Here is an 18,393-nt window from a genome sequence, read left to right as displayed (position 1 = left end):
CCCCCAGCTGCCGGAAGACGTGCAGGATCCGCTCACGGGACGAGCCGTCGTCCGGCGGGGGCAGCAAACCGGCCACGAAGGCCGCCGCGCCTTCCTTCAGGCTCGCCGCCAGCAGTTCGTCCTTGCTCTCGAACAGCTGATACAGGGACCGCTTCGACACCCCGGCCGCCTTGCACAGCGCCTCGACACCGATGCCGACACCGTCCCGGTAGGTGAGCGTGGCCGCCGCCTCCAACAGGCGCTCCCGGGAGTTTGGTTTCGTTTCGGTGGTCATACTGCGAGGTTAGCCCGGTTTCGCCGAATTGAAAACCGATCGGTTTACAGCAGTGCGCGCGATCATCGCACGAGGCAGGGACGTTTGCTGTCGAACTCCCAGCCGGAAACCAGGTAGCGCATCCCGATCGCGTCGTCCCGGGCGCCCAGTGCCTTCTCCCGGTACAGCTCGTGGGCGGCGAGGAGCCGCTCCCGGTCGAGGCGGATGCCGAGGCCGGGACCGCCGGGAACCGCGATCTCGCCGTCGACGATGCGGGGCGGGGCCACGGTGAGCCGTTCCAGGCCTTCCTGCCAGATCCAGTGCGTGTCCAGGGCGTTGTACTCGCCAGGGGCGGCGGCGCCGCAGTGGATGACCATGGCCAGGGAGATGTCGAAGTGGTTGTTGGAGTGGCATCCCCAGGTCAAGCCCATCGCGTGGCACAGCTGAGCCACCCGGACCGACCCCTGCATGGTCCAGAAATGCGGGTCGGCCAGCGGGATGGAGACCGAGTTCAGGGCCAGCGCGTGGGTCAGCTGCCGCCAGTCGGTGGCGATCATGTTGGTCGCGGTGGGCAGACCGGTCGCGCGGCGGAACTCGGCGAGGACTTCGCGTCCGGAGTAGCCGTCCTCGGCGCCGCACGGGTCCTCGGCGTAGGCGAGGGTACCGACCAGGGGACGGCACAGCTCGATCGCTTCGCGCAGGGACCAGGCGCCGTTCGGATCGAGCGTGATCCGGGCCTCGGGAAAGCGTTCTTTGAGCGCGAGGATCGCGTCGACCTCTTCCGCGCCGGCCAAGACGCCGCCTTTGAGCTTGAAGTCGCGGAAGCCGTACAGGTCGTAGGTGGCGTCGGCCTGGCGGACGATCGCCTCGGGTGTCAGGGCTTCTTCGTGCCGGATCCGGTACCAGTCGGCAGCCGAGCCGGGTTCGCGGGCGTATTCGAGGTCGGTGCGGTCGGGATCGCCGACGTAGAACAGGTAGCCGAGGACCCGGACGGAGTCGCGCTGCTGTCCGTCACCGAGCAACGCCGCGACCGGCACCTCGAGGTGCTGCCCCAGCAGGTCGAGCATCGCCGCCTCGACGGCGGTCACCGCGTGGACGGTGGTGCGCAGGTCGAAGGTCTGGGCGCCGCGGCCGGCGGTGTCGCGGTCGGCGAACCGGTCGCCGATCTCGCGAAGGACGCGCTTGTAGTCCCCCACCTTCGCGCCGACGACGAGCGATTCGGCCTCGCGCAGCGTCCGGGTGATCTTTTCCCCACCTGGCACCTCGCCCAGGCCCGTGCGTCCCTCGGAGTCCTCCATGACGACGATGTTGCGGGTGAAGTAGGGGCCGTGGGCGCCGGAGAGGTTCAGCTCCATGCAGTCCCGGCCGGCGACCGGGTAGACGGAGAAAGCGGTGACGATCGGCTGCTTGACGCTCATGGATGTCTTCCTGTGACGGGTTGATCAAACGTTGAGGGCACCCAAGATGCCGTCAAGGGCGAGGACGCCGCCGAGGCCGAGGATGGCGAGGACCGTGGTGTAGGTGGTCCGGACCTTGATCGCTTCGACGACCGAGAGGTTGAAGTACTCCTTGAACAGCCAGAAGCCCGGGTCGTTGACGTGGGAGAAGGCGATCGAACCACAGGAAACGGCCAGCACCATCAGCACGGGGTTGATCCCGCTGCCCGCCACCAGCGGCAGCACGACGCCGGAGGCGGTGACGACGGCGACCGTGGCGGAGCCGAGCGCCACGCGCAGGATGACCGCGATGAGCCAGGCGAGGACGAGCGGCGAGATGGGCCAGCTGTGCGTGACGTCCTTGATGTAGTCGGAGATCCCGCCCTCGACGAGAACATTCTTGAAGGCGCCGCCGGCTCCGATGACCAGCAGGATCATCGCCATCGCCTTGGCCGCCGAGGCGCAGGAGCCGCCGACTTCTTCGAGGCTCCGGCCGATTCGCGGGCCGAACACCCAGATTGCCAGCAGCAGGGTGAGCAGCAACGCGATCGGGGCCGAGCCGATGAAGGCGATCAAGTGCATGAAGTGGCTGTCGCTGGAAACGGCCAGTTCGGTCACCGCGGCGCCGGCGATCAGCACCACGGGGAACAGCGCGACGCCCAGGGACCAGCCGAGCCCGGGCATTTCCTCGTCGGTGAACTCGCGTTCGCCGACCAGGCCGGTGGGGACGGCGGGATCCATTCGCTTGACGAACGGCAGCCGCGGCCACACGAGGGCGATGAGCGCGCCGGCCGGGATGGCGATGAACAGCCCGTAGAACAGTGTCAGTCCGACCGAGGCGTGGAAGGTCGCGGCGACGGCGGTCGGGCCGGGGTGGGGCGGCAGGAAGCTGTGCATGGTCGACAGGGCGATCGACATCGGCAGGCCGACCCACAGCAGTTTGGCTCCGGTGACGCGGACCAGGGTGAACGCGATGGGCACGATGATGACGAAGGCGACCTCGTAGAACATGGTCACGCCGATGAGCATGGACGTGACGACCATGGCCACCTGGACCCACCGTGGGCCGAACGCGTCGAGGAGCTTGCCGGCGATCCGCTGCGCGGCCCCGGAATCGCCCATCACCCGGCCGACCATCGCCCCGAGACCGATGGTGAGCATCGTGTCCCCGATCTGGCCGCCGATGCCGTCGGACAGCACATCGGGGATGTCGGCCAGGGGAATGCCCCGGACGATCGCCACGGCCACGGCGACGAGGAGCAAGGCGGCGAAGCCGTTCAGCTTCAGCTTCGTCATCAACAGGAGCAGGATCACAACGCTGATACCGACCACGACGAGTGGCATGTCAGTTCCCCTTTGAACTGTGGGTCGAGCAGGCGGGTGAGCTCAGGCGAGCCGGCGCGCGGCTCCGACGAGGGCAAGTCCGGTGTCGAGGACCTTCGCGAGGTCGGCGAGGTCGTCCGGCCCGGGGTCGGTCAAGGGCGCACGGACGGGGCCCACGGGCAGCTCACGCAGCCGGGCGGCCGCCTTGACCAGTGAGACGGCGTAACCCGGCACGCGGTCGCGTAGTTCCACCAGCGGCACGTAGAACTCCCGCAGCAACTGGTCGACGGCGTCGTCGTCCGATGCGGTCAGGGCGGTGAAGAAGGCGCGCGCGATCTCGGGCGCGAAAGCGTGCACAGCCGAGGAATAGGCCGGAACGCCCACCGTGGCGTAGGCGCGAGCCTGGATTTCGGCGGTGGCCGCGCCGTTGAAGAAGAGGAAGCCGCTCGGCGCCGCGAGGGTGAGCCGCTGCAGCAGGTCGAGGTCGCTGCGCCCGTCCTTGAGGCCGATGACGGTCGGGATCTCGGCGATGCGGCGCAGGCCGGCGGCGGTGAACGAGACCTGGTCGCGCTGGTAGGCGATCAGCGGCAGCCGGGTCCCGCCGGCGATCCGGCGCAGCTGCTCCACCAGGCCGTCCTGCGGGGCGGTGACCAGGTAGTGCGGCAGCACCAGCAGGGCATCCGCCCCTGCCTCCTCCGCGATCCGGGCGAACCGCCGCGCCTGGGCCCAGCCGTAGCCGATGCCCGCGACCACCGGCACCCGGCCGCCCGCCACCTCGACCGCGGTCGTGACGACCGAGCGGTACTCGTCCTCGTCCAGCGCGCCGAACTCCCCTGTCCCGCAGGCCGGGAACACCGCCCCCGGCCCCGCGGCGAGCTGCGTGCCCAGGTACGTGCGATACGAGTCCGGATCGAGGTCCCCGTTGTCCCCGAAGCTGGTGAGCGGGAAGGAAAGAACTCCGCCCGCCATGCCGTCGCGCAGCCGCTCGGCGACGGCTTCGGGGGTGTGTGCGTTGATCAGATTCATGAACAACGTCCCTATATGCAGATGCTGTCTATGTATGCAGATGGAGGGTAGACAGGTGAACGCCGGGGGTCAATGGGCGCGCCGAGTGCGGACTTACGATGGGGGCATGTCGGAGGGTGACGAAGGCCAGGCCACGGGAGTCCGCGGGGTGAAGTCCGCGGCGCGGACCGTCGCGCTCCTGGAGCTGCTGGCCGCACGAGGCGATCGGCCTGCCCGCCTCGACGAGCTCGCCGCGGAGCTGGGCGTGCCGCGCAGCAGCATGTACCAGCTGCTGCAGACCCTCGTGGCCTGCCACTGGGTGCGCACAGACGTCACCGGCTCCCTGTACGGGATCGGTATCCGCGCCCTGCTCACGGGCACGAGCTACCTCGACACCGATCGGCGCGTGCGCGTGATCCGCCCCTATCTGGACGAGGCCTCGGACGCGCTCGGCGAGACGATCCACCTGGCGCGGTTCGACAGCCCGAACGTCGTCTACCTCGCCACTCGCGAGTCCCACGAATACGTGCGCACGATAAGCCGGGTCGGCCGCCGGATCCCGGCGCACGCCGGAGCGCTCGGCAAGGCGCTGCTCGCCGAGCGTTCCGACGCCGAACTCGCACACCTCGCCGAGCCGCTCACCGCGCTGACCGAGAACACGCACACCGACCGCGCGTCACTGCTGGCCGACCTGGCGCAGGTCCGCGAGCGCGGGTACGCGATCGAACACGAGGAAACCGTGCCGGGGATAGCGGGCTTCGGGTTCGCCCTGCGCTACGACACCCCCGCCATCGACGCGATCAGTTGCTCGGTCCCCCTGGCCAGGCTCACCGCGGACCACGAATCCCGCATCGTGACCGTCATGGGCGAGATCCGGCTGAAGATCGAGACCCTGCTGGCGCCGGGCGCCCCCGACTGGCGCTGACGGTCACCCCCCTCCCCGGTCCGATCTCCGGGATCAGAACATCGTGTTGTCGTCGGCGGAGGTTCTCCGCCACGTCCTGGACCACGTCCCGGTGTTCGACGATCTTCCCGTCCGCGCGCACCCGGAGTGCTGCGGGGCAGGGCTGGTCGCCCACGAGAGCGATTGCGCGCGTCTCGGGAACTCCCAGCATCAGCAGGCTCGTGATCGTCGCTGCTCGGGCGCCGAGAGTCCCGTTCGACCGATCGCTGTCCGCGATGGCGAACACGGCGCCGTAGGCGAGCTGGCTCAGAATGCCTGCCGGCAGGTGCTGCGCGAACACGTCGCTGTCCTGTCCCCGTTTCACGAGGTCGGCGAGAAGTTCATCGACTGGCCCGAGCAGGCCGTGGATCGCCTCGCCGTACTCGCCACGGCGCAACGCCAACAGCACTCGGTACCGGTGTGCCACCGGCCAGCCGCGGGCGATGAATTCGACCCACGTCGCGTCCGCTTCCGCGGCGGAGGCGTTGCGCCGACAAGGGCGGGCACTTCGCGGCCTTGGAACAGCCCGACATCCTGGTCAGCGAAATCCGCACCGGCCTGCGCACCCTTCGTTCCCGATACCAACACTCAAGCTCAGGAGCGCACGCGTATCACTCGGGCTTCACTGAATCGACCAAAGGCGGAAAGCCTGCGCCACAGCGCGAACAAGAACGTCAGGTTGATCGCCTGCGTGCGCAAGCTGACCACGCCGGATGCCGCGCACTGGTCGGGTGGTCCTGATCTCGACGCCGAGACCCGCGCCTTGCCCACCTTCACCGCTATCGCAGCGACAGTCGGGTACAGGTCGCGGTGCGGGATGAACGCGAGAAGCCGTCTCCGGCGGCTCCGTGACACATCAGGTCCGGCACCAGGGCCGAAAAGCCGCGTGCGGTTGTGACTGGCCGGTTGTCCAGGTGCCGCCGTCCGCGGCGGGCGAGCTGGTCATCGCGTTCCGGGAGGGATCAACTCGATCCAGATCAGAATGAGGGGAGCCACTGATCGCTTCCCGAACGCCCGACGGCAATGCGGGAGATCATGCACTCATGCTGGTGCGCGGAGTTGACGAAGTGTGTAGCCGCGGCCCGCGGGGTCCAGTGCCCGGGTTGCCTGTTTGAACAGGTACTCGGCCCGTTCGTAGGACAACCGGCTCCGGCCCGTGTCCGGGCACAGATCCCGGGTCGAGGGCATCCGGGCCGGCCCGGGCCTGCGCTCGGCCAGGAACAGGGGGCCACGGGTGCGTCCCGTCAGCAGATCAGGCAGCAGCCGTGCCGTGGCGGAACGCCAGCTCACCCAGGTGCCGCTTGCCCAGGCGCGACGGTCTTCCAGGTCGAGGTCCTCGACATCGAGCGACAGCACGACTCGCACCTGGGCCGCCGACTCGTGGAGCAGGCGCCACAGGGTCTGTTCGCGCACCGGTGCGTCGAGAGTCCACAGGCGCTCGAGGTGCTCGGTGCCGATGGCCGGAATCCGCTGGTGCGTCTCGGCACGCCGCGGCAGCCCGGCCGCCAGGTCCGCCAGCGACCCCCATGCGGCGAACGACCGGATCGCTGATCGGTGCCGGTTCCAGGTTTTCGCCGCGGCGTCGCTCCACGACAGCTCGAACACGTTCGTCACGTCCTGGGCCGTCAACGACTCGAGCGGCCGTCTGTCGCCCAAGGACAGACGCAAGCGCCGCAGTGTCTGCCCGTAGGAGCGCAGGGTCGCCGTGTCGAGGTCTCCTCGCGCCAGAAAGTCCGCGGCCGCCTGCGCGAGTGTCACGGCGGAGGTGTTCGTCTCCAGTTCGTGGGCACGGCGGAGGAGAAAGCCGCGTTCGGCCGCGTTCTTCGTCATCGCCGCCGCCCGTCCGAACTCGACGCGCGCCTCGGCGTGCCGTCCCAACCGGGCGAGCAGGTCGCCTCGGACGCTGGGCAGCAGGTGGTAGTCCCGCAGCGTGCGGTCGGTCGTCAGCTCGTCGACCAGCGCGAGCCCGGCTTCCGGTCCGCGCGCCTCGCCGACCGCGACAGCCCGGTTGAGCCGGACGATCGGCGTGGGCAGCAGCCGGACCAGCGCGTCGTACAGCGTCGCGATCTGGGTCCAGTCGGTGTCCTCCGCGGTGCGGGCCTGGGTGTGGCACACCGCGATCGCGGCCTGCAGCACATACGGACCGGGCGGCCCGCCGAGGTCCCGTGCCCGCAGCATGGCCGTGAACCCGCGGCGGATCAGCAACGGGTCCCAGCGTCCCCGGTTCTGCTCGTGCAACCGGACCGGTTCCCCGGACGGGCCGGTCCGCGCGGCCGATCGCGCCGCCTGGATCTCCATCAGCGCGACCAGCCCGTGCACCTCGGCTTCGTCCGGCGCCAGCTCGGCCAGCAGCCTGCCGAGCCGCAACGCCTCCTGACACAGACCCGGCCGCATCAGATCGTCCCCGGAGGTCGCCGCGTAGCCCTCGTTGAAGATCAGGTACACGACCTCGAGCACCGACGACAGCCGCCCGGCCAGGGACTCGCCGGCCGGCAGCTCGAAGGCGACTCCTTCCCGCGCCAGCGCCTCCTTGGCCGCGGCGACGCGCTGCGTGATCAGCTGTTCGGAGGTGAGGAACGCGCGCGCGATCTCGGCGGCGGTGAGCCCGCCGACGAGCCGCAGCGTGAGCGAGACCCGCTGCTGGGTCGGCAACACCGGGTGGCAGGACAGGAACATCAGCCTCAGGACGTCTTCGTGCTCGACGTCCTGAGGCTGGTCGAGCTCGCGGGCGAGGTCCTCGTGCCGGCGCTCGAGCCGGGCCGCCCGCCGCAGGTGGTCGATCGCGCGTCGCTTGGCCGTGGTCATCAACCAGGCACCCGGATTGTCCGGCACCCCGGACTCCGGCCACTGCTCGAGCGCGGCGACGAGGGCATCCTGGGCCAGCTCCTCGGCCAGTCCCACGTCACGCACGATCCGCGTGAGACCGCCGATGATGCCCGCCGATTCGAGCTTCCAGACCGCGTCGACCGTGCGGCGGACGTCGATCACGGCCCGAAGACCTGCTGGATGATGCTCTCGCCGTCCCCCACCACCTTGCGGAAGCGGCGGGCCAGCTCGATCGCCTCTTCCTCGGAGCGCACCTCGACCAGCGCGAAGCCGGCCACCGCCTCCTTGGCCTCGGTGAACGGTCCGTCGGTCACCGTGATCTCGTCACCGGCGGAGGTGACCCGGATGCCCTTGGGGTTCAGGCCGCCGGTGGCCAGAAGCACCCCCGCCGCGGTCATCTCCTCGATGAACTTGCCCATCTCGGCGTAGAGCTTCTCGTCGGGGGTCTGGTCGGTGGCCTTGGACATCATCAGGTAGCGCATCGGCTTGCCTCTCGTCTCTTCCGTGGCGGTTCGCCTGTCACCCCGACGTCGAACACCCTAACCGACAGGGAACGCGGTCATTCCCTGTCACATCGGCCGGGCGACGGCTGGGCAAGAACGGAATTTCGAGAAAGGACCGACATGACCACCACGACCCAGCGCTCCACCGCCTCCGCCCGGCTGACCTGCCTGGCGGTCGCGGCGCCACTGTGGGCCACCGTCTCCCTGGCGCAGGCGGCCCTCCGCGACGGCTTCGACCTGACCCGCCACCCGCTCAGCATGCTCAGCACCGGCTCGCTCGGCTGGCTGCAGATCGCGAACTTCGTCGTCGCCGGTGTGCTGATCGTCATCGGCGCGACCGGCCTTCGCCAGGCCCTGAGCAGCACTTGGGCGCCACGGCTCGTGCTGGTCAACGGTGTCGGGATGCTCGCGGCCGGCATCCTCCCGATGGACCCTGCCGACGGCTTTCCCGCCGGGACACCGGCGGGGATACCGCAGACGATGTCGTGGCACTCCTACGGGCACATGGCCGCCGGCAGTATCGCCTTCATCTCGCTCATCGCCGCCTGCTACGTCCTCGGCCGCCACTTCGCCCGCACCGGCAACCACCGTGACGCCGTGGTTTCCCACGTCACCGGAAGCGCGTTGCTGCTCGGCGACGTCTGGGCGATGACCGGTGGCGCGGCCGGTTCGCTGACCCTCGCCGTCGGTGCCATCACCGCGATGCTCTGGGTCGCCGTCGTCGCCGCCCGCCTCCGCTGAACCGCGCGGACACGGGTGATCTTCACCGGCCGGTCGCCAGGGCGACCGGCCGGCCGCTCGAACTCCTCGCGGAAGTGGGCGCCCTGCCGGTCTGGCGGGATCGCGAAGCCGTCGCCCCGTTCCCAGTGGTTTCAGCACGCGAAACCTCCGGCTCAGTGTCCGGAGGGTCGGACACTGGATAGCCACAGAGTGAACACCGCGACCGGCCAAGCTGACGGCGACCGTGTCCCCGTCCGTCGATCAGATGGCGCAGCTTTCTGGATGTAGCGCAGCGAAGCCACCGACTGTTACCAGTTCTTTACCCGTTCGGACGATTGCTGACGATTGGTTGACCGACAAACATTTACGACAGTCGATAATTGCTGTGAGGAGCCGATGTGGAGCCGGCGTTAGGGCTCGACCTGGACACGGCCGATCTTGTCCGTCCGTACTTCCGCACCCATGGACGTACGCGGCCCACGCGCACGCTCCCCGTCGAAACGCTCATTGCGGCAACCGAGCGAGGCCGTGCTCCGGAGCACGCCTGCTCCCGCGAAGAGGCGGCAATCTGCCTCCTGTGCCGCTCGTCGCAATCGGTCGCGGAAATCGCCGCGTATCGACGAATTCCCCTGGGCGTCGCACGGGTCCTGGTGTCCGACCTCGCCGACCGTGGCCTGGTGGCTGTCCAAGACACGCAGCTGGCCCCCGGCGATCGTCCCAGCATCGACTTCATGGAGCGGGTTCTTCGTGGTCTTCACGCAATGACGTAACTACTCTCGCCGCAACCTCGCAGCCGAACCAAGTGTGCGGCCTGGCCGATTTGGGAAGCACCTGATCCGACGCCGCGACCGCCGCCGACACCTCGCGCGCCGGCACTTCAGAGACCCCGTGCCTCGTCCCGGGTTGAACTGGGGCAATTCGACATCGAGCGGGGCCGGTCCCCACCTCACCCACCGACGCTACCGCGGCCTATGCGGTCAGCCGGAGCCGTGCACCGCAACCACGCACTGTCGAACCACATTTCCACCGACCACGGCCCCACCTCCGAAGTCGGTGCAGCAACACACCCTGTGGGGTCCCAAAAGTCGCTCAACGGCGCTGACCAGCGGAATTACGCAGCCCGTTCGTCGGCCAGCGAACTCGAGCTCCCCCTGCGCCCGGCGCCGCTGAACGTCACGTGCGCTGCGTGCGTGGACAGCGCCGCGGCCCGGTCGTAAGAACCCACCGGCGCGCGGGTCACCCGCCAACGCCCGCTGCCCAGGCACACCGTGCCACCGCCCGCGGTGCTCGCCGCGTCGATGGCCGCCTGGATCGGCACGCGGTCGTCCGCGTCGTCGTCCGGCACCGCCCCGAAGGCCGCGGGGTCGAAACACCCACCGGCCCCCGAGCCGGCCTTGGACCCGGCCGCGCGCGATGCGCCACTCCTCCCACGTGTACTTGCGAGCACGGGCATGGCCGGCATCTCGTTGACCTTGACATCCACGAGATGCGCCGCGGCGGTAACCGCCACGCAGCCGTGGAACCACACCGCGGCCCTCCACCGCAGCGTGAGGTGGGTATGAGCCGACGGCGGCTACACCAGCGCCGACCTCGTCGACTGGGCCAAGAACACCCTGCGGATGACACTCGACATCGTCAAGAAAATCGTCGGTCGGAAAACCTCCGTCACAGCGGGCCAGGACCACCTAACCAAGATCAAAGACAGGCTTGCCCCGGAGGGCGGCCCTCCGGGGCCGAAGGCGGCTCGCATACGGTCACGCCTCACCGGTTAAGCCTCACGCCGGCGTGAACCACCAGGTTCCGCTGCCGGTGTCGTACCAGCCGAAGGCGGTTTTCCCGGCCGTCATGGACAGCGGCGTGCCGATCTTGCCGGCGCCGGTGCCGTCGGTGGTGGCGTTCCAGGTGCCGGTGGCGTGGAGCACGATCATGCCGCTGAACCCGGCCGGCGGGTTGATGTTCTTGAGCGTGCCGCCCGTTCCCGGCGCCACGGCGTGGAAGGGATGGGTGATGGTGATCGCCTTGTCGTTGATGGTGAGCGGCGCGCCGGTCGTCTGGACGTGGCTCATCACTCCGCTGTCGCGCGATTCGGTGGAGATGCCGCGGCCGGGTTCGATGTGGAATTTCCCGAACCAGGCGTTGGCCCCGTCCTTCGCCTCCACCAGACACGACCGGTCTTTGGGGTCTTCAGGGTTGGTGTGGTTGAGGTAGTTGCGCACGAGCAGGAAGATCGAGTCCACCCCATCAGGGATCTTGAACGAGGTGCGGTGGAGGCCGGTGTTGTAATCGTCGTGGCCGGGCAGCGCGCGGATGTAGTAATTGTGGCTGCGCAGCGGGCCGGTGTAGTACAGCTGCTTGTAACGGGGGTCGCCGGAGGAAAACGTTGTGGTGATGAACAGTGTGTAAAGACCGTCACCGCCATCGTCGACCATGGTGCGCGCGGTGAATGTATACCACTGCCCCGGGGTGACCGCGATCTCCCGGTAGAGGGCGAAGGGCACGTTGGTGCCTTGGTCCATATGCCAGAGTTGCGCGGCCCGAGTTCCCGGCGGCACCTCGGCGGGATGGTCTTTGATGGACCTGATGGAAAAGTCCATCGTGGTCGGCACGGTCCCCTTGAAGGCCCAGCCGTCGGCGATGCCGGGTACCGTCGATTCGACCACGAAGTCGCCGTTGGACACGATGTTGCCGCCGCCGCCGACGCCGCTGGGCATGGTGGGATGACTGGTGGAGTGCGGGCCGGTATAGAGGTTGTCCCCGTCGGTCTCATCGAGCACGTGGTCAGTGCTGTCGCTGAGCTGGCACGACTCGATGGTGTTCTGGCGCGAACCTTTGTGACACCGTACAGCGCCGAGCACGACCGGCTGCACCGACGGATCGGTCCACCTGCCGGGATTGCCGTTGCCCTCGAATTTGCTGCCGGAGAGCACGGTGTTGTCAGCGCTTCTGTCACCGAACTCCACACCAACTCCGTTCAGTACGAAGCTGCTGCGGAATCGGTTCGCGTCGGAAGCTTCGACGTAGATTCCGCAAATGTTCGACATGAAATTGCCGTCAAGGACGGTCCATGCGTCACCGTCGTTGGTCAGCGAGATGCCCCGGAGGCAGTTGGCGATCTCAGACGCCACGACGGTGTTGTAGTAGCCGCCGATTTTGTTGTCGTGGAAGACCTTTGCCCCGACGGGGAGCTGGCTCGGCGAGGGAGGCGGGCTCACGTCTTCGGACCTCAGTGCCCCTACCTCGAGCGCCGGATAGTCCGGATCATTCGGCCCCGCCACCGCTTGGACCGTACCCTGCACCAAGACCGGCTTTCCCTCGGACGACCGGTACTCGATGGCGATGGCAACGCCGTCGGCGTACAGCAGGTCGTCGGTCGCGGTGACGCGGAGCCACGAATCGTGTGATCCGGCCCGGACGTACGTCCGGAGCGCGGAGTCACGACCCTTGATGGCCGTACCGTGCCCGCGCATGCAGACGCGCTCGACGCGGGAGTAGCCCACGCCGGTGAAGTCGATGCCCACGCTGCCGGGCTGCCACATGTTGTTGTTGTTGTTGATGTTCAGGTCACGGATCACGACGTCCCTGGTGCCCTCGGGGTACGTGGCCGACTGGAACATGATGATCGGCGGTGGCGGTGGTGGCGGCGGGTCCTGGGGTGTTGTGGGTTTCGGCTGCGGCACCACGATCTCGGTAAACCTCGCACCGGACCCCGGGCCGGACCTGCCGTCACCGAAGATGGCCTGGCCGCTGTGGAAAAAGAGCGTGCGGTCGATGGGGTAGACCCCCGCGGGCAGATAGACGTTGGCGCCCGTGTCCAAGGCCGCCTGCAGGGTCGCCCTCGTGGTCGCCGGATCCGTGGGACTGACCGGTCCGAAACTCAACACGTTGACTGTGTTGTCCACGAGCGGGCTCCACCGGGTGCCGTCGTCCAGCCACAGCCGCGGCCGCGCCGTCGTGTCGGTGACCCGCGCCAGCCGCCCCGCGGAGCCGGCCGCGGGCAGCCGGCCGTACGGGAAACTCTCGATGATCGTCGGTGTCGTCGCGGTGGAGATGTCAGATACGCGGTAGTCGGTCATTTCGTCCCCCTGATCGCCAAATCATGACGGCGCCTGACCGATGCGCCGCCGACTGCTGTCAGGAGTCTGCATGCGGAAGGGGCGCGCAACACCGGGAGAATCCCTAGTCGCTTGGCGTCGCGCGGGCCTTTGCGGCGGGTTGATGTTCAACCGGTCGCCGGTTCGCCGTCTTTCCGGTGCGCGCCCCGGGCACGCATCTCGATGAGATACCGACGCGAGTTGATGCCGAGCTTCGCGTATACCCGCTGCAGGTGGTATTCGACCGTCTTGGTGGAGATGCTCAGCTGCCCGGCGATGTCCTGGTTGCGGAGTCCGCTGCCCGCCAGGTCGGCCACCCGCTGCTCCTGGGCCGTCAGCTGTGGCTGCTCGTCCCGCCGGCGGCGCCTGCCGCCGGCCACCGCGAGCTCCTCGTGCGCCTGCCGGGCCAGCCACCGCGCTCCGATCCGCTCGCTGAGATCGAGCGCCTCGCGCAACAGCTCCCTGGCCCGTACCGCCCGGCCCGCGCGGCGTACGAAGGCACCGTAGGCGAGCAGGGTCTCCACCCGTTCCAGCGGAAGCCGGACCTGGTCGTGGTGAGCCAGCGCCGCCTCGAAACACGCCTGCGCCCGCGCGTCGTCGCCGGCCGCCTCGGCCAGCCAGCCGCGGCCGGTCGCGGCGGCGATGCGGGGCCATCGGCAGGGCAGCCCCTCGGCACTGCGTTCGAGCCATTCGACGACGCGTACCGCGTCGGCCGTGTGCCCACGGCGGATGTGCGCCGCCATCGCATGGCGCGCCCAGGGAAGCAGGCAGGGCTCCCGGATGCCCTGCCGGGCGGTCTCGGCCTCGATGCGAAGGTAGAACTCCGCGGCCTCGTCCAACGCGCCTTCGCGGAGGTGACGCATTCCTCGCACGTGCCAGCCCCATTGCCTCGGCCACCAGCCGGGCCTGGTTTCGGCGGATGTTTCGCCTCGCCGGCACCAGGCATCGCTCTCGTCGAGCCGGTCCATCAGCAACAGGACGTACGCGTGGGCGAACGCGGCGGGCTGCTCGATCAACGGCACCACCTCGGCCAGGTCGCTGACCTTGTCGACGGTGTGGAGCGCCTCCTGCAGCCGGCCGAGGCGCAGCAGGGTCGAGTACGCGTAGCCCATCTGAAGCGAGGCCATCGCCTCCACCGCGCCGATCCGGTCCGCGACCTCGATGCCGACGCGGAAGGCCTGCTCGGCCTCGTCGAACCGTTCGGTGAACGCCGCCGCCAGGGCGTGCCCGCTCGCCGCGCTCCAGGTGTAGCTCAGCTCGGCCAGGTCGGCGACCGGACCGCGCTGCGTACCCTGCGCGGCGCGCGCCGCCGCGGCCAGGTCGCCGAGGTGGCTCGGATCGCCGGCGAGCAACCGGACGAACCCGCTGACCGCTCTTGCCCGCCGGGCGGGGCCTCCGCTTGCCGGGGCCCGTGCGCACGCCTCTTCGGCGAGCGGAAGGGCCACCGCGGGGCCATCGGTGATCCAGCAGGCGAGCGCGTGGTCCAGCAGCACCGGAACCTCGGCGGACTCGCCCAAGGCGCCGGCCAGGTCCAGTGCCGCGGTGAACGCCAGCGACGCCTTGTCCGTGGCGCCCAGGCCATAGTGGCAGTGGGCGATGAGCCGCATCGCCGCGACCCGAACCCCGGCCGATGCTCGCTCGACCGCGTTGTCCCGGCCGGCGGCTTCGTGCGGCTCGAGTCGCTCGAGTACGGCGATCGCGTCGACGAGCCGTCCCGCCGCGAGCAGCACCTCGCCGAGCGCCAGCAGCAGCTCGGGCTTCGCCCGCGCGCCCGCGAGGTCGGCGGCCGCGCTCAGATGGGTGACCGCGCTCATGAGGGCACCGACCCGCATGGCCGAACGCCCGGCCCGTTCCAGAACGGCCAGCGCCTGATCGCTGTCGACCAGGTCGCTGCGCGCGGCGTGCTCGGCCGCCTCCGCGTCCCGGCCGCGCCGGACGAGACAACCGAACGCCTCAGTGTGCGCCCGGGCCTGGCGGGCGACGGCGAGGTCGTCGTACAGCGCCTGCTGAAACAACGGATGCACGAACTCGACCCAGCTCCCGGAAAGCTGCCGGAGCAGGCCACTGCGCTGCAGAGCCTCGAGGCTGGCATCGACCTCAGCGTCCCTGAGGCCGGCGATCTCGACGGCGATCTCCATCTGGAAACGGGTGCCCAGCACGCTGCCCGCCCGGATGCAGCGGAGGGCGGCCGCCGGCAGCCCGGCGAACCGAGTCAGCAACAACGACCGGGACACCTCGCCCGCGCTTCTGCCGCCCTCGTCCGCGGCCAACCGTCCGAGATCCTCGCCGCACTCGATGCTCGCGGCGACCTGATCGAGGAGCAACGGATTGCCCGCACACAACCGCGCCGATCGGCGCACCTCGATTTCGGGCGGCGGATAACCCAGCCTGGCAGCGAGGAATGACCGTGTCCCCCGATCGGACAGCGGAGCGAGCCGCTCAAGGCGCGCCTGCCCGGCCTGTACGAGGCGCGCGCACACCTCGTCAGCCGCTGATGGCCAGGGGCGCAGCGTCGCCAGTACCGCAACGGGCAGGCGACGGATACGCCGGCACAGGAACAACAGCAACGCCAGCGAGTCGGGGTCCGCCCAATGCAAATCGTCCAGGGCGAGCAGCAAAGGACCCGAACAAGCCCGATCGAACCAGCGAAGCAACGAGTAGAAACCCCGTGCCCGAACGTCCGAGGCCCCTCGATCCGATTCCTTCAGCTCGAAGATCGCTCTCGTGCCCAGCCCGATGAGCGCTTGATCAAGCAGGCCGAACGGGAGGGATGACTCCATCGGATCCGCTGTACCTCGGCCGACTCGAAATTCCGGCCCGACACGATGCGAAACGGCGTCCAACAGGCTGGTCTTCCCCAGCCCGGGCGCGCCGACGACGAACAGAGCGCCGCCGATCCCGCCCCGCGCCGAATCGGTAATCGACTTCGCGGTGAGCAACACCCGCTCGCGCTCCAGCAACTGAATCGAATGCCTCGTCTTTCCTCCCCGCGGCTGAGAAAGAATCAAGAGCGGATCGATTTTATCGCATACGTCCGGCGCGCTCCACCACCCACGCCCGAATCATGCCACGCGAGCAGGAACGCGTGTGGGCGGCGTCTCGTCGATCGCTTCGGTGACTGTGCCCTTTCCATGCCCGAGTGCACCCAGGCCGAGTCGTCGACGAGCGTCCGAAACGGCGCCGTGAGACTCGCCGCCGACCGCCATCACAGCGTGTTCCACGCCGACCGGCGCGCTTTCAGGTGGCAGTGAGCATCCTCAAAATTGTTTTTCGCCGCCGTCGACGTAGATGTTGGCGCCGACGATGAAGCTGCTCTGATCCGAAGCGAGGAAGGCCACGGCGGCGGCGACTTCTTCCGCGGTGCCCATCCGGCCGATCGGAACCTCCTCCGCGAAGCTCGCCTTGACCGCCTCGGCGTTCTCCTCGCCGACCATGCCGGCGAATCGCCGTCCAGGCCGCCAGCGGCATCACCCGTCGCGACCTCCAAGAGGTCGCCGACACGGCACTGCGCAGCTGGCCACCCGCCTGAGCGATAGCGACTGACTACCAACCCGCCCTTGGCAGGGTCCCAAAATCGATGGCACTTTCCCAAAGATCTTGGCACTGGGATGACGCCGATGCCATGGCTGCGTCGAATAGCCTGTCGGCATCTGTTCGAGTCCCGCTTCCAGGCCAGGACCGTCGACGCCTCCCGTCTGCGCTGCGGTTTCGGCACGGGTCCGGCCGCGCGCAACAGTCTTCGGTCGGAAACCTCGGGCTTACCAACAGGCTCGCGACAGCACGATGCCTGACCAGCCGTTCGCGCCACGGCCTGCGACCACGGCCCCGCTCCCCCATCTCCATGAGCACGGGAGCCTCCCTCGATCTTGCGTGAGGCTCCGACAGCTTTGCCGGACCTGGTTGCGCAGCAGATCCGTGGACCGTCGGTGCGCGCGACGAGCAGGAATTCGCCGATCAGGGCCGGCCGTGAACTCTACTGCCGCTCCGAACAGACCAGAGCCGAAACCGGCGCCTGCGGCCTGCCGGACGTGATGACGAACCTGTCCGGGAGTGAGCGGGATCAAATCGAGACAGACGTCGACCGACTCACCCAGGTCCGGACGCACCGCGGCGGCCCCCGAATCCGAGCCCAGCTGCTGTACTACCCGCTGACCGATCCGCAGTGCACCAGCGACTCCCACCGACGGTTCGCCACCGGCTAACTGCTCAGCAGCGGCCAGGCGCGCTGGTACTGGCACGAATACGCCGATCGGCCCGGCGATCTCGACGAACCACCGCCGCACCGCTGCGCGCCACCCGCGAGCGACTGACCGGCCTGCCCCCGGCGCTGGTGATCACCGCCGAGGCCGACGTCGTCCCGCCCGGGCGGCCGTCCACCAGGGCGGCACATTCCTCCGCGATGCGCTCTGGGGACCGGCTGGCGCTGGCTCCTGATCACTTACTGCGGATGAACGGCATGGTCGAACGCACGAGAACCGATCGCATGAGACCTGGATCATCAAGACTTCAGCGATTCCGGTTGACGCTCGAAGCCGGAACACCGGCTGAACGAAGAGAAATTCCTTGTCTGGTGGGACAATCGTCCGGATGGTGACCGCTCGCGGCCGACGGCGCGGTGGCTTTTCCCGCTGGCGCCGCCGATGGTCCTGCTTGTGGCGGCGCGTGGTTCGCTCGCGTGACTCGTGGAGTTTCGCCTGGTGTCCCACCACGACCGACGTCCATCGACAACGTCGACTGCCGGAAGGTACAGCAGAAAGCAGGCGATCTCGTTCCCGGGGAACGAGATCGCCTGCTCACGAGTTGCGCGGACTCAGAACCAGTGGGCGCGGCCGCCGATGCGGCGCCCAGTCCCACCCAGGATCGCGAGCACGACACCCGCGACGGCCAAGACCGCGCCGATCGTGGTCAGCACCGGGATGCCGACGATGACGCCGATCACGAGCAGGATGACACCGAGGATGATCACGGCAGCTCTTTCTGTCTGGTGCGGCCGGAGCGAGCCGGCCGTCACGGTGGGGACTGTCTGGCCTGGCTGATGCCCACTTCCGCGGCCGTCCAAACACGACCCACCGCGACCTGGCGCAACGGTTCCCGGCGTTCGGCCGGTAGCGATCCGCTTCGGCGCGCGGCGGCAACGGCGGACAGCTGCGGCCGACCGAGATCAACCAGCCCGACAAGGCCCGCCGGCGACGCCGTGGCAAACCGCCACCAGGACAGCGATGGGGAGCGGCAGCCGGGGAGCGAGCGCCGGAGAGCACCGGTGGTTCTTGTCGACCGTCTCGCGGGTTCAGCT

Annotated in this window: 15 protein-coding genes; 4 read left to right on the top strand and 11 right to left on the bottom strand. The window is 68.9% G+C overall.

The window, feature by feature from the left end:
• From CF165_RS26875 to CF165_RS26860, 4 genes are all read right to left on the bottom strand, one after another.
• A partial coding sequence (locus CF165_RS26875) for a TetR/AcrR family transcriptional regulator (RefSeq protein ID WP_143268675.1) occupies nt 1-274 on the bottom strand: 274 nt, incomplete at its 3' end.
• A 62-nt stretch (nt 275-336) separates the two neighbouring features.
• A complete protein-coding gene (locus CF165_RS26870) occupies nt 337-1,671 on the bottom strand; it encodes an enolase C-terminal domain-like protein (RefSeq protein WP_093950357.1) in 1,335 nt (444 codons plus the stop codon).
• 24 nt (nt 1,672-1,695) lie between these two features.
• Nucleotides 1,696-3,033: a gluconate:H+ symporter gene (locus CF165_RS26865; RefSeq protein WP_093950356.1), complete on the bottom strand. Its 1,338-nt coding sequence runs from the start codon at nt 3,031-3,033 to the stop codon at nt 1,696-1,698.
• A gap of 42 nt (nt 3,034-3,075) precedes the next feature.
• Nucleotides 3,076-4,038, bottom strand: a complete 963-nt coding sequence (locus tag CF165_RS26860) for a 5-dehydro-4-deoxyglucarate dehydratase (RefSeq protein WP_093950355.1) — start codon at nt 4,036-4,038, stop codon at nt 3,076-3,078.
• Nucleotides 4,039-4,144: 106 nt separating this feature from the next.
• On the opposite strand from CF165_RS26860, the gene CF165_RS26855 reads away from it, so the two are divergent.
• Both CF165_RS26855 and CF165_RS52110 read left to right on the top strand, forming a co-directional pair.
• Nucleotides 4,145-4,942 carry an IclR family transcriptional regulator gene (locus CF165_RS26855; RefSeq protein WP_093950354.1) on the top strand — a complete coding sequence of 266 codons (798 nt, stop codon included), beginning with the start codon at nt 4,145-4,147 and terminating at the stop codon, nt 4,940-4,942.
• Between the two features lie 91 nt (nt 4,943-5,033).
• A complete protein-coding gene (locus tag CF165_RS52110; protein ID WP_205660988.1) occupies nt 5,034-5,858 on the top strand; it encodes a hypothetical protein in 825 nt (274 codons plus the stop codon).
• A gap of 143 nt (nt 5,859-6,001) precedes the next feature.
• Here CF165_RS52110 and CF165_RS26840 read toward each other — a convergent pair whose 3' ends face one another.
• The gene (locus tag CF165_RS26840; RefSeq protein ID WP_093950352.1) at nt 6,002-7,948 is read right to left on the bottom strand and encodes a sigma-70 family RNA polymerase sigma factor; all 1,947 of its coding nucleotides are present in this window, start codon (nt 7,946-7,948) and stop codon (nt 6,002-6,004) included.
• Nucleotides 7,945-8,268 (bottom strand): YciI family protein, encoded by a 324-nt coding sequence (locus tag CF165_RS26835; RefSeq protein WP_093950351.1) that lies wholly within the window; start codon nt 8,266-8,268, stop codon nt 7,945-7,947. The genes CF165_RS26840 and CF165_RS26835 overlap by 4 nt, the downstream gene beginning before the upstream one ends.
• A 141-nt stretch (nt 8,269-8,409) precedes the next feature.
• Between CF165_RS26835 and CF165_RS26830 the strand changes: the two genes are divergently transcribed.
• Complete coding sequence (locus CF165_RS26830) at nt 8,410-9,030, top strand: DUF998 domain-containing protein (protein WP_093950350.1); 621 nt, start codon at nt 8,410-8,412, stop codon at nt 9,028-9,030.
• A gap of 377 nt (nt 9,031-9,407) precedes the next feature.
• Entirely contained in the window at nt 9,408-9,779 is a 372-nt protein-coding gene (locus tag CF165_RS26825) for a DUF742 domain-containing protein (protein WP_093950349.1), read from the top strand.
• Nucleotides 9,780-10,120: 341 nt separating this feature from the next.
• Here the strand turns inward: CF165_RS26825 and CF165_RS26820 are convergent, their stop codons facing one another.
• The 5 genes from CF165_RS26820 to CF165_RS50395 form a co-directional block, all read right to left on the bottom strand.
• Nucleotides 10,121-10,471, bottom strand: coding sequence for a glycoside hydrolase family 55 protein (locus tag CF165_RS26820; RefSeq protein ID WP_240521801.1), 351 nt, complete (start codon nt 10,469-10,471; stop codon nt 10,121-10,123).
• A gap of 313 nt (nt 10,472-10,784) precedes the next feature.
• Nucleotides 10,785-13,082, bottom strand: a complete 2,298-nt coding sequence (locus CF165_RS26815) for a NosD domain-containing protein (protein WP_093950348.1) — start codon at nt 13,080-13,082, stop codon at nt 10,785-10,787.
• Between the two features lie 146 nt (nt 13,083-13,228).
• Nucleotides 13,229-16,060 carry a helix-turn-helix transcriptional regulator gene (locus CF165_RS26810; RefSeq protein ID WP_143268674.1) on the bottom strand — a complete coding sequence of 944 codons (2,832 nt, stop codon included), beginning with the start codon at nt 16,058-16,060 and terminating at the stop codon, nt 13,229-13,231.
• 297 nt (nt 16,061-16,357) lie between these two features.
• Nucleotides 16,358-16,534 carry an SDR family oxidoreductase gene (locus CF165_RS26805; RefSeq protein WP_205660987.1) on the bottom strand — a complete coding sequence of 59 codons (177 nt, stop codon included), beginning with the start codon at nt 16,532-16,534 and terminating at the stop codon, nt 16,358-16,360.
• A 1,376-nt stretch (nt 16,535-17,910) separates the two neighbouring features.
• Entirely contained in the window at nt 17,911-18,066 is a 156-nt protein-coding gene (locus CF165_RS50395) for a hypothetical protein (protein ID WP_143268673.1), read from the bottom strand.
• Between the last annotated feature and the right edge of the window lie 327 nt (nt 18,067-18,393).

Origin of the sequence: Amycolatopsis vastitatis (genome assembly GCF_002234595.1) — a bacterium.
GTDB classification, from domain to species: Bacteria; Actinomycetota; Actinomycetes; order Mycobacteriales; family Pseudonocardiaceae; genus Amycolatopsis; species Amycolatopsis vastitatis.
Note: the sequence above shows the minus strand (reverse complement) of the source record. Positions and strands in the feature narration are given on the sequence as shown.

What these genes read in the sequence shown, in the direction of transcription:
- CF165_RS26870 (WP_093950357.1), bottom strand. Translation starts at nt 1,671, where the DNA reads ATGAGCGTCAAGCAGCCGATCGTCACCGCTTTCTCCGTCTACCCGGTC.
- CF165_RS26865 (WP_093950356.1), bottom strand. Translation starts at nt 3,033, where the DNA reads ATGCCACTCGTCGTGGTCGGTATCAGCGTTGTGATCCTGCTCCTGTTG.
- CF165_RS26860 (WP_093950355.1), bottom strand. Translation starts at nt 4,038, where the DNA reads ATGAATCTGATCAACGCACACACCCCCGAAGCCGTCGCCGAGCGGCTG.
- CF165_RS26855 (WP_093950354.1), top strand. Translation starts at nt 4,145, where the DNA reads ATGTCGGAGGGTGACGAAGGCCAGGCCACGGGAGTCCGCGGGGTGAAG.
- CF165_RS26835 (WP_093950351.1), bottom strand. Translation starts at nt 8,268, where the DNA reads ATGCGCTACCTGATGATGTCCAAGGCCACCGACCAGACCCCCGACGAG.
- CF165_RS26830 (WP_093950350.1), top strand. Translation starts at nt 8,410, where the DNA reads ATGACCACCACGACCCAGCGCTCCACCGCCTCCGCCCGGCTGACCTGC.
- CF165_RS26820 (WP_240521801.1), bottom strand. Translation starts at nt 10,471, where the DNA reads ATGCCGGCCATGCCCGTGCTCGCAAGTACACGTGGGAGGAGTGGCGCA.
- CF165_RS26815 (WP_093950348.1), bottom strand. Translation starts at nt 13,082, where the DNA reads ATGACCGACTACCGCGTATCTGACATCTCCACCGCGACGACACCGACG.
- CF165_RS26805 (WP_205660987.1), bottom strand. Translation starts at nt 16,534, where the DNA reads ATGGTCGGCGAGGAGAACGCCGAGGCGGTCAAGGCGAGCTTCGCGGAG.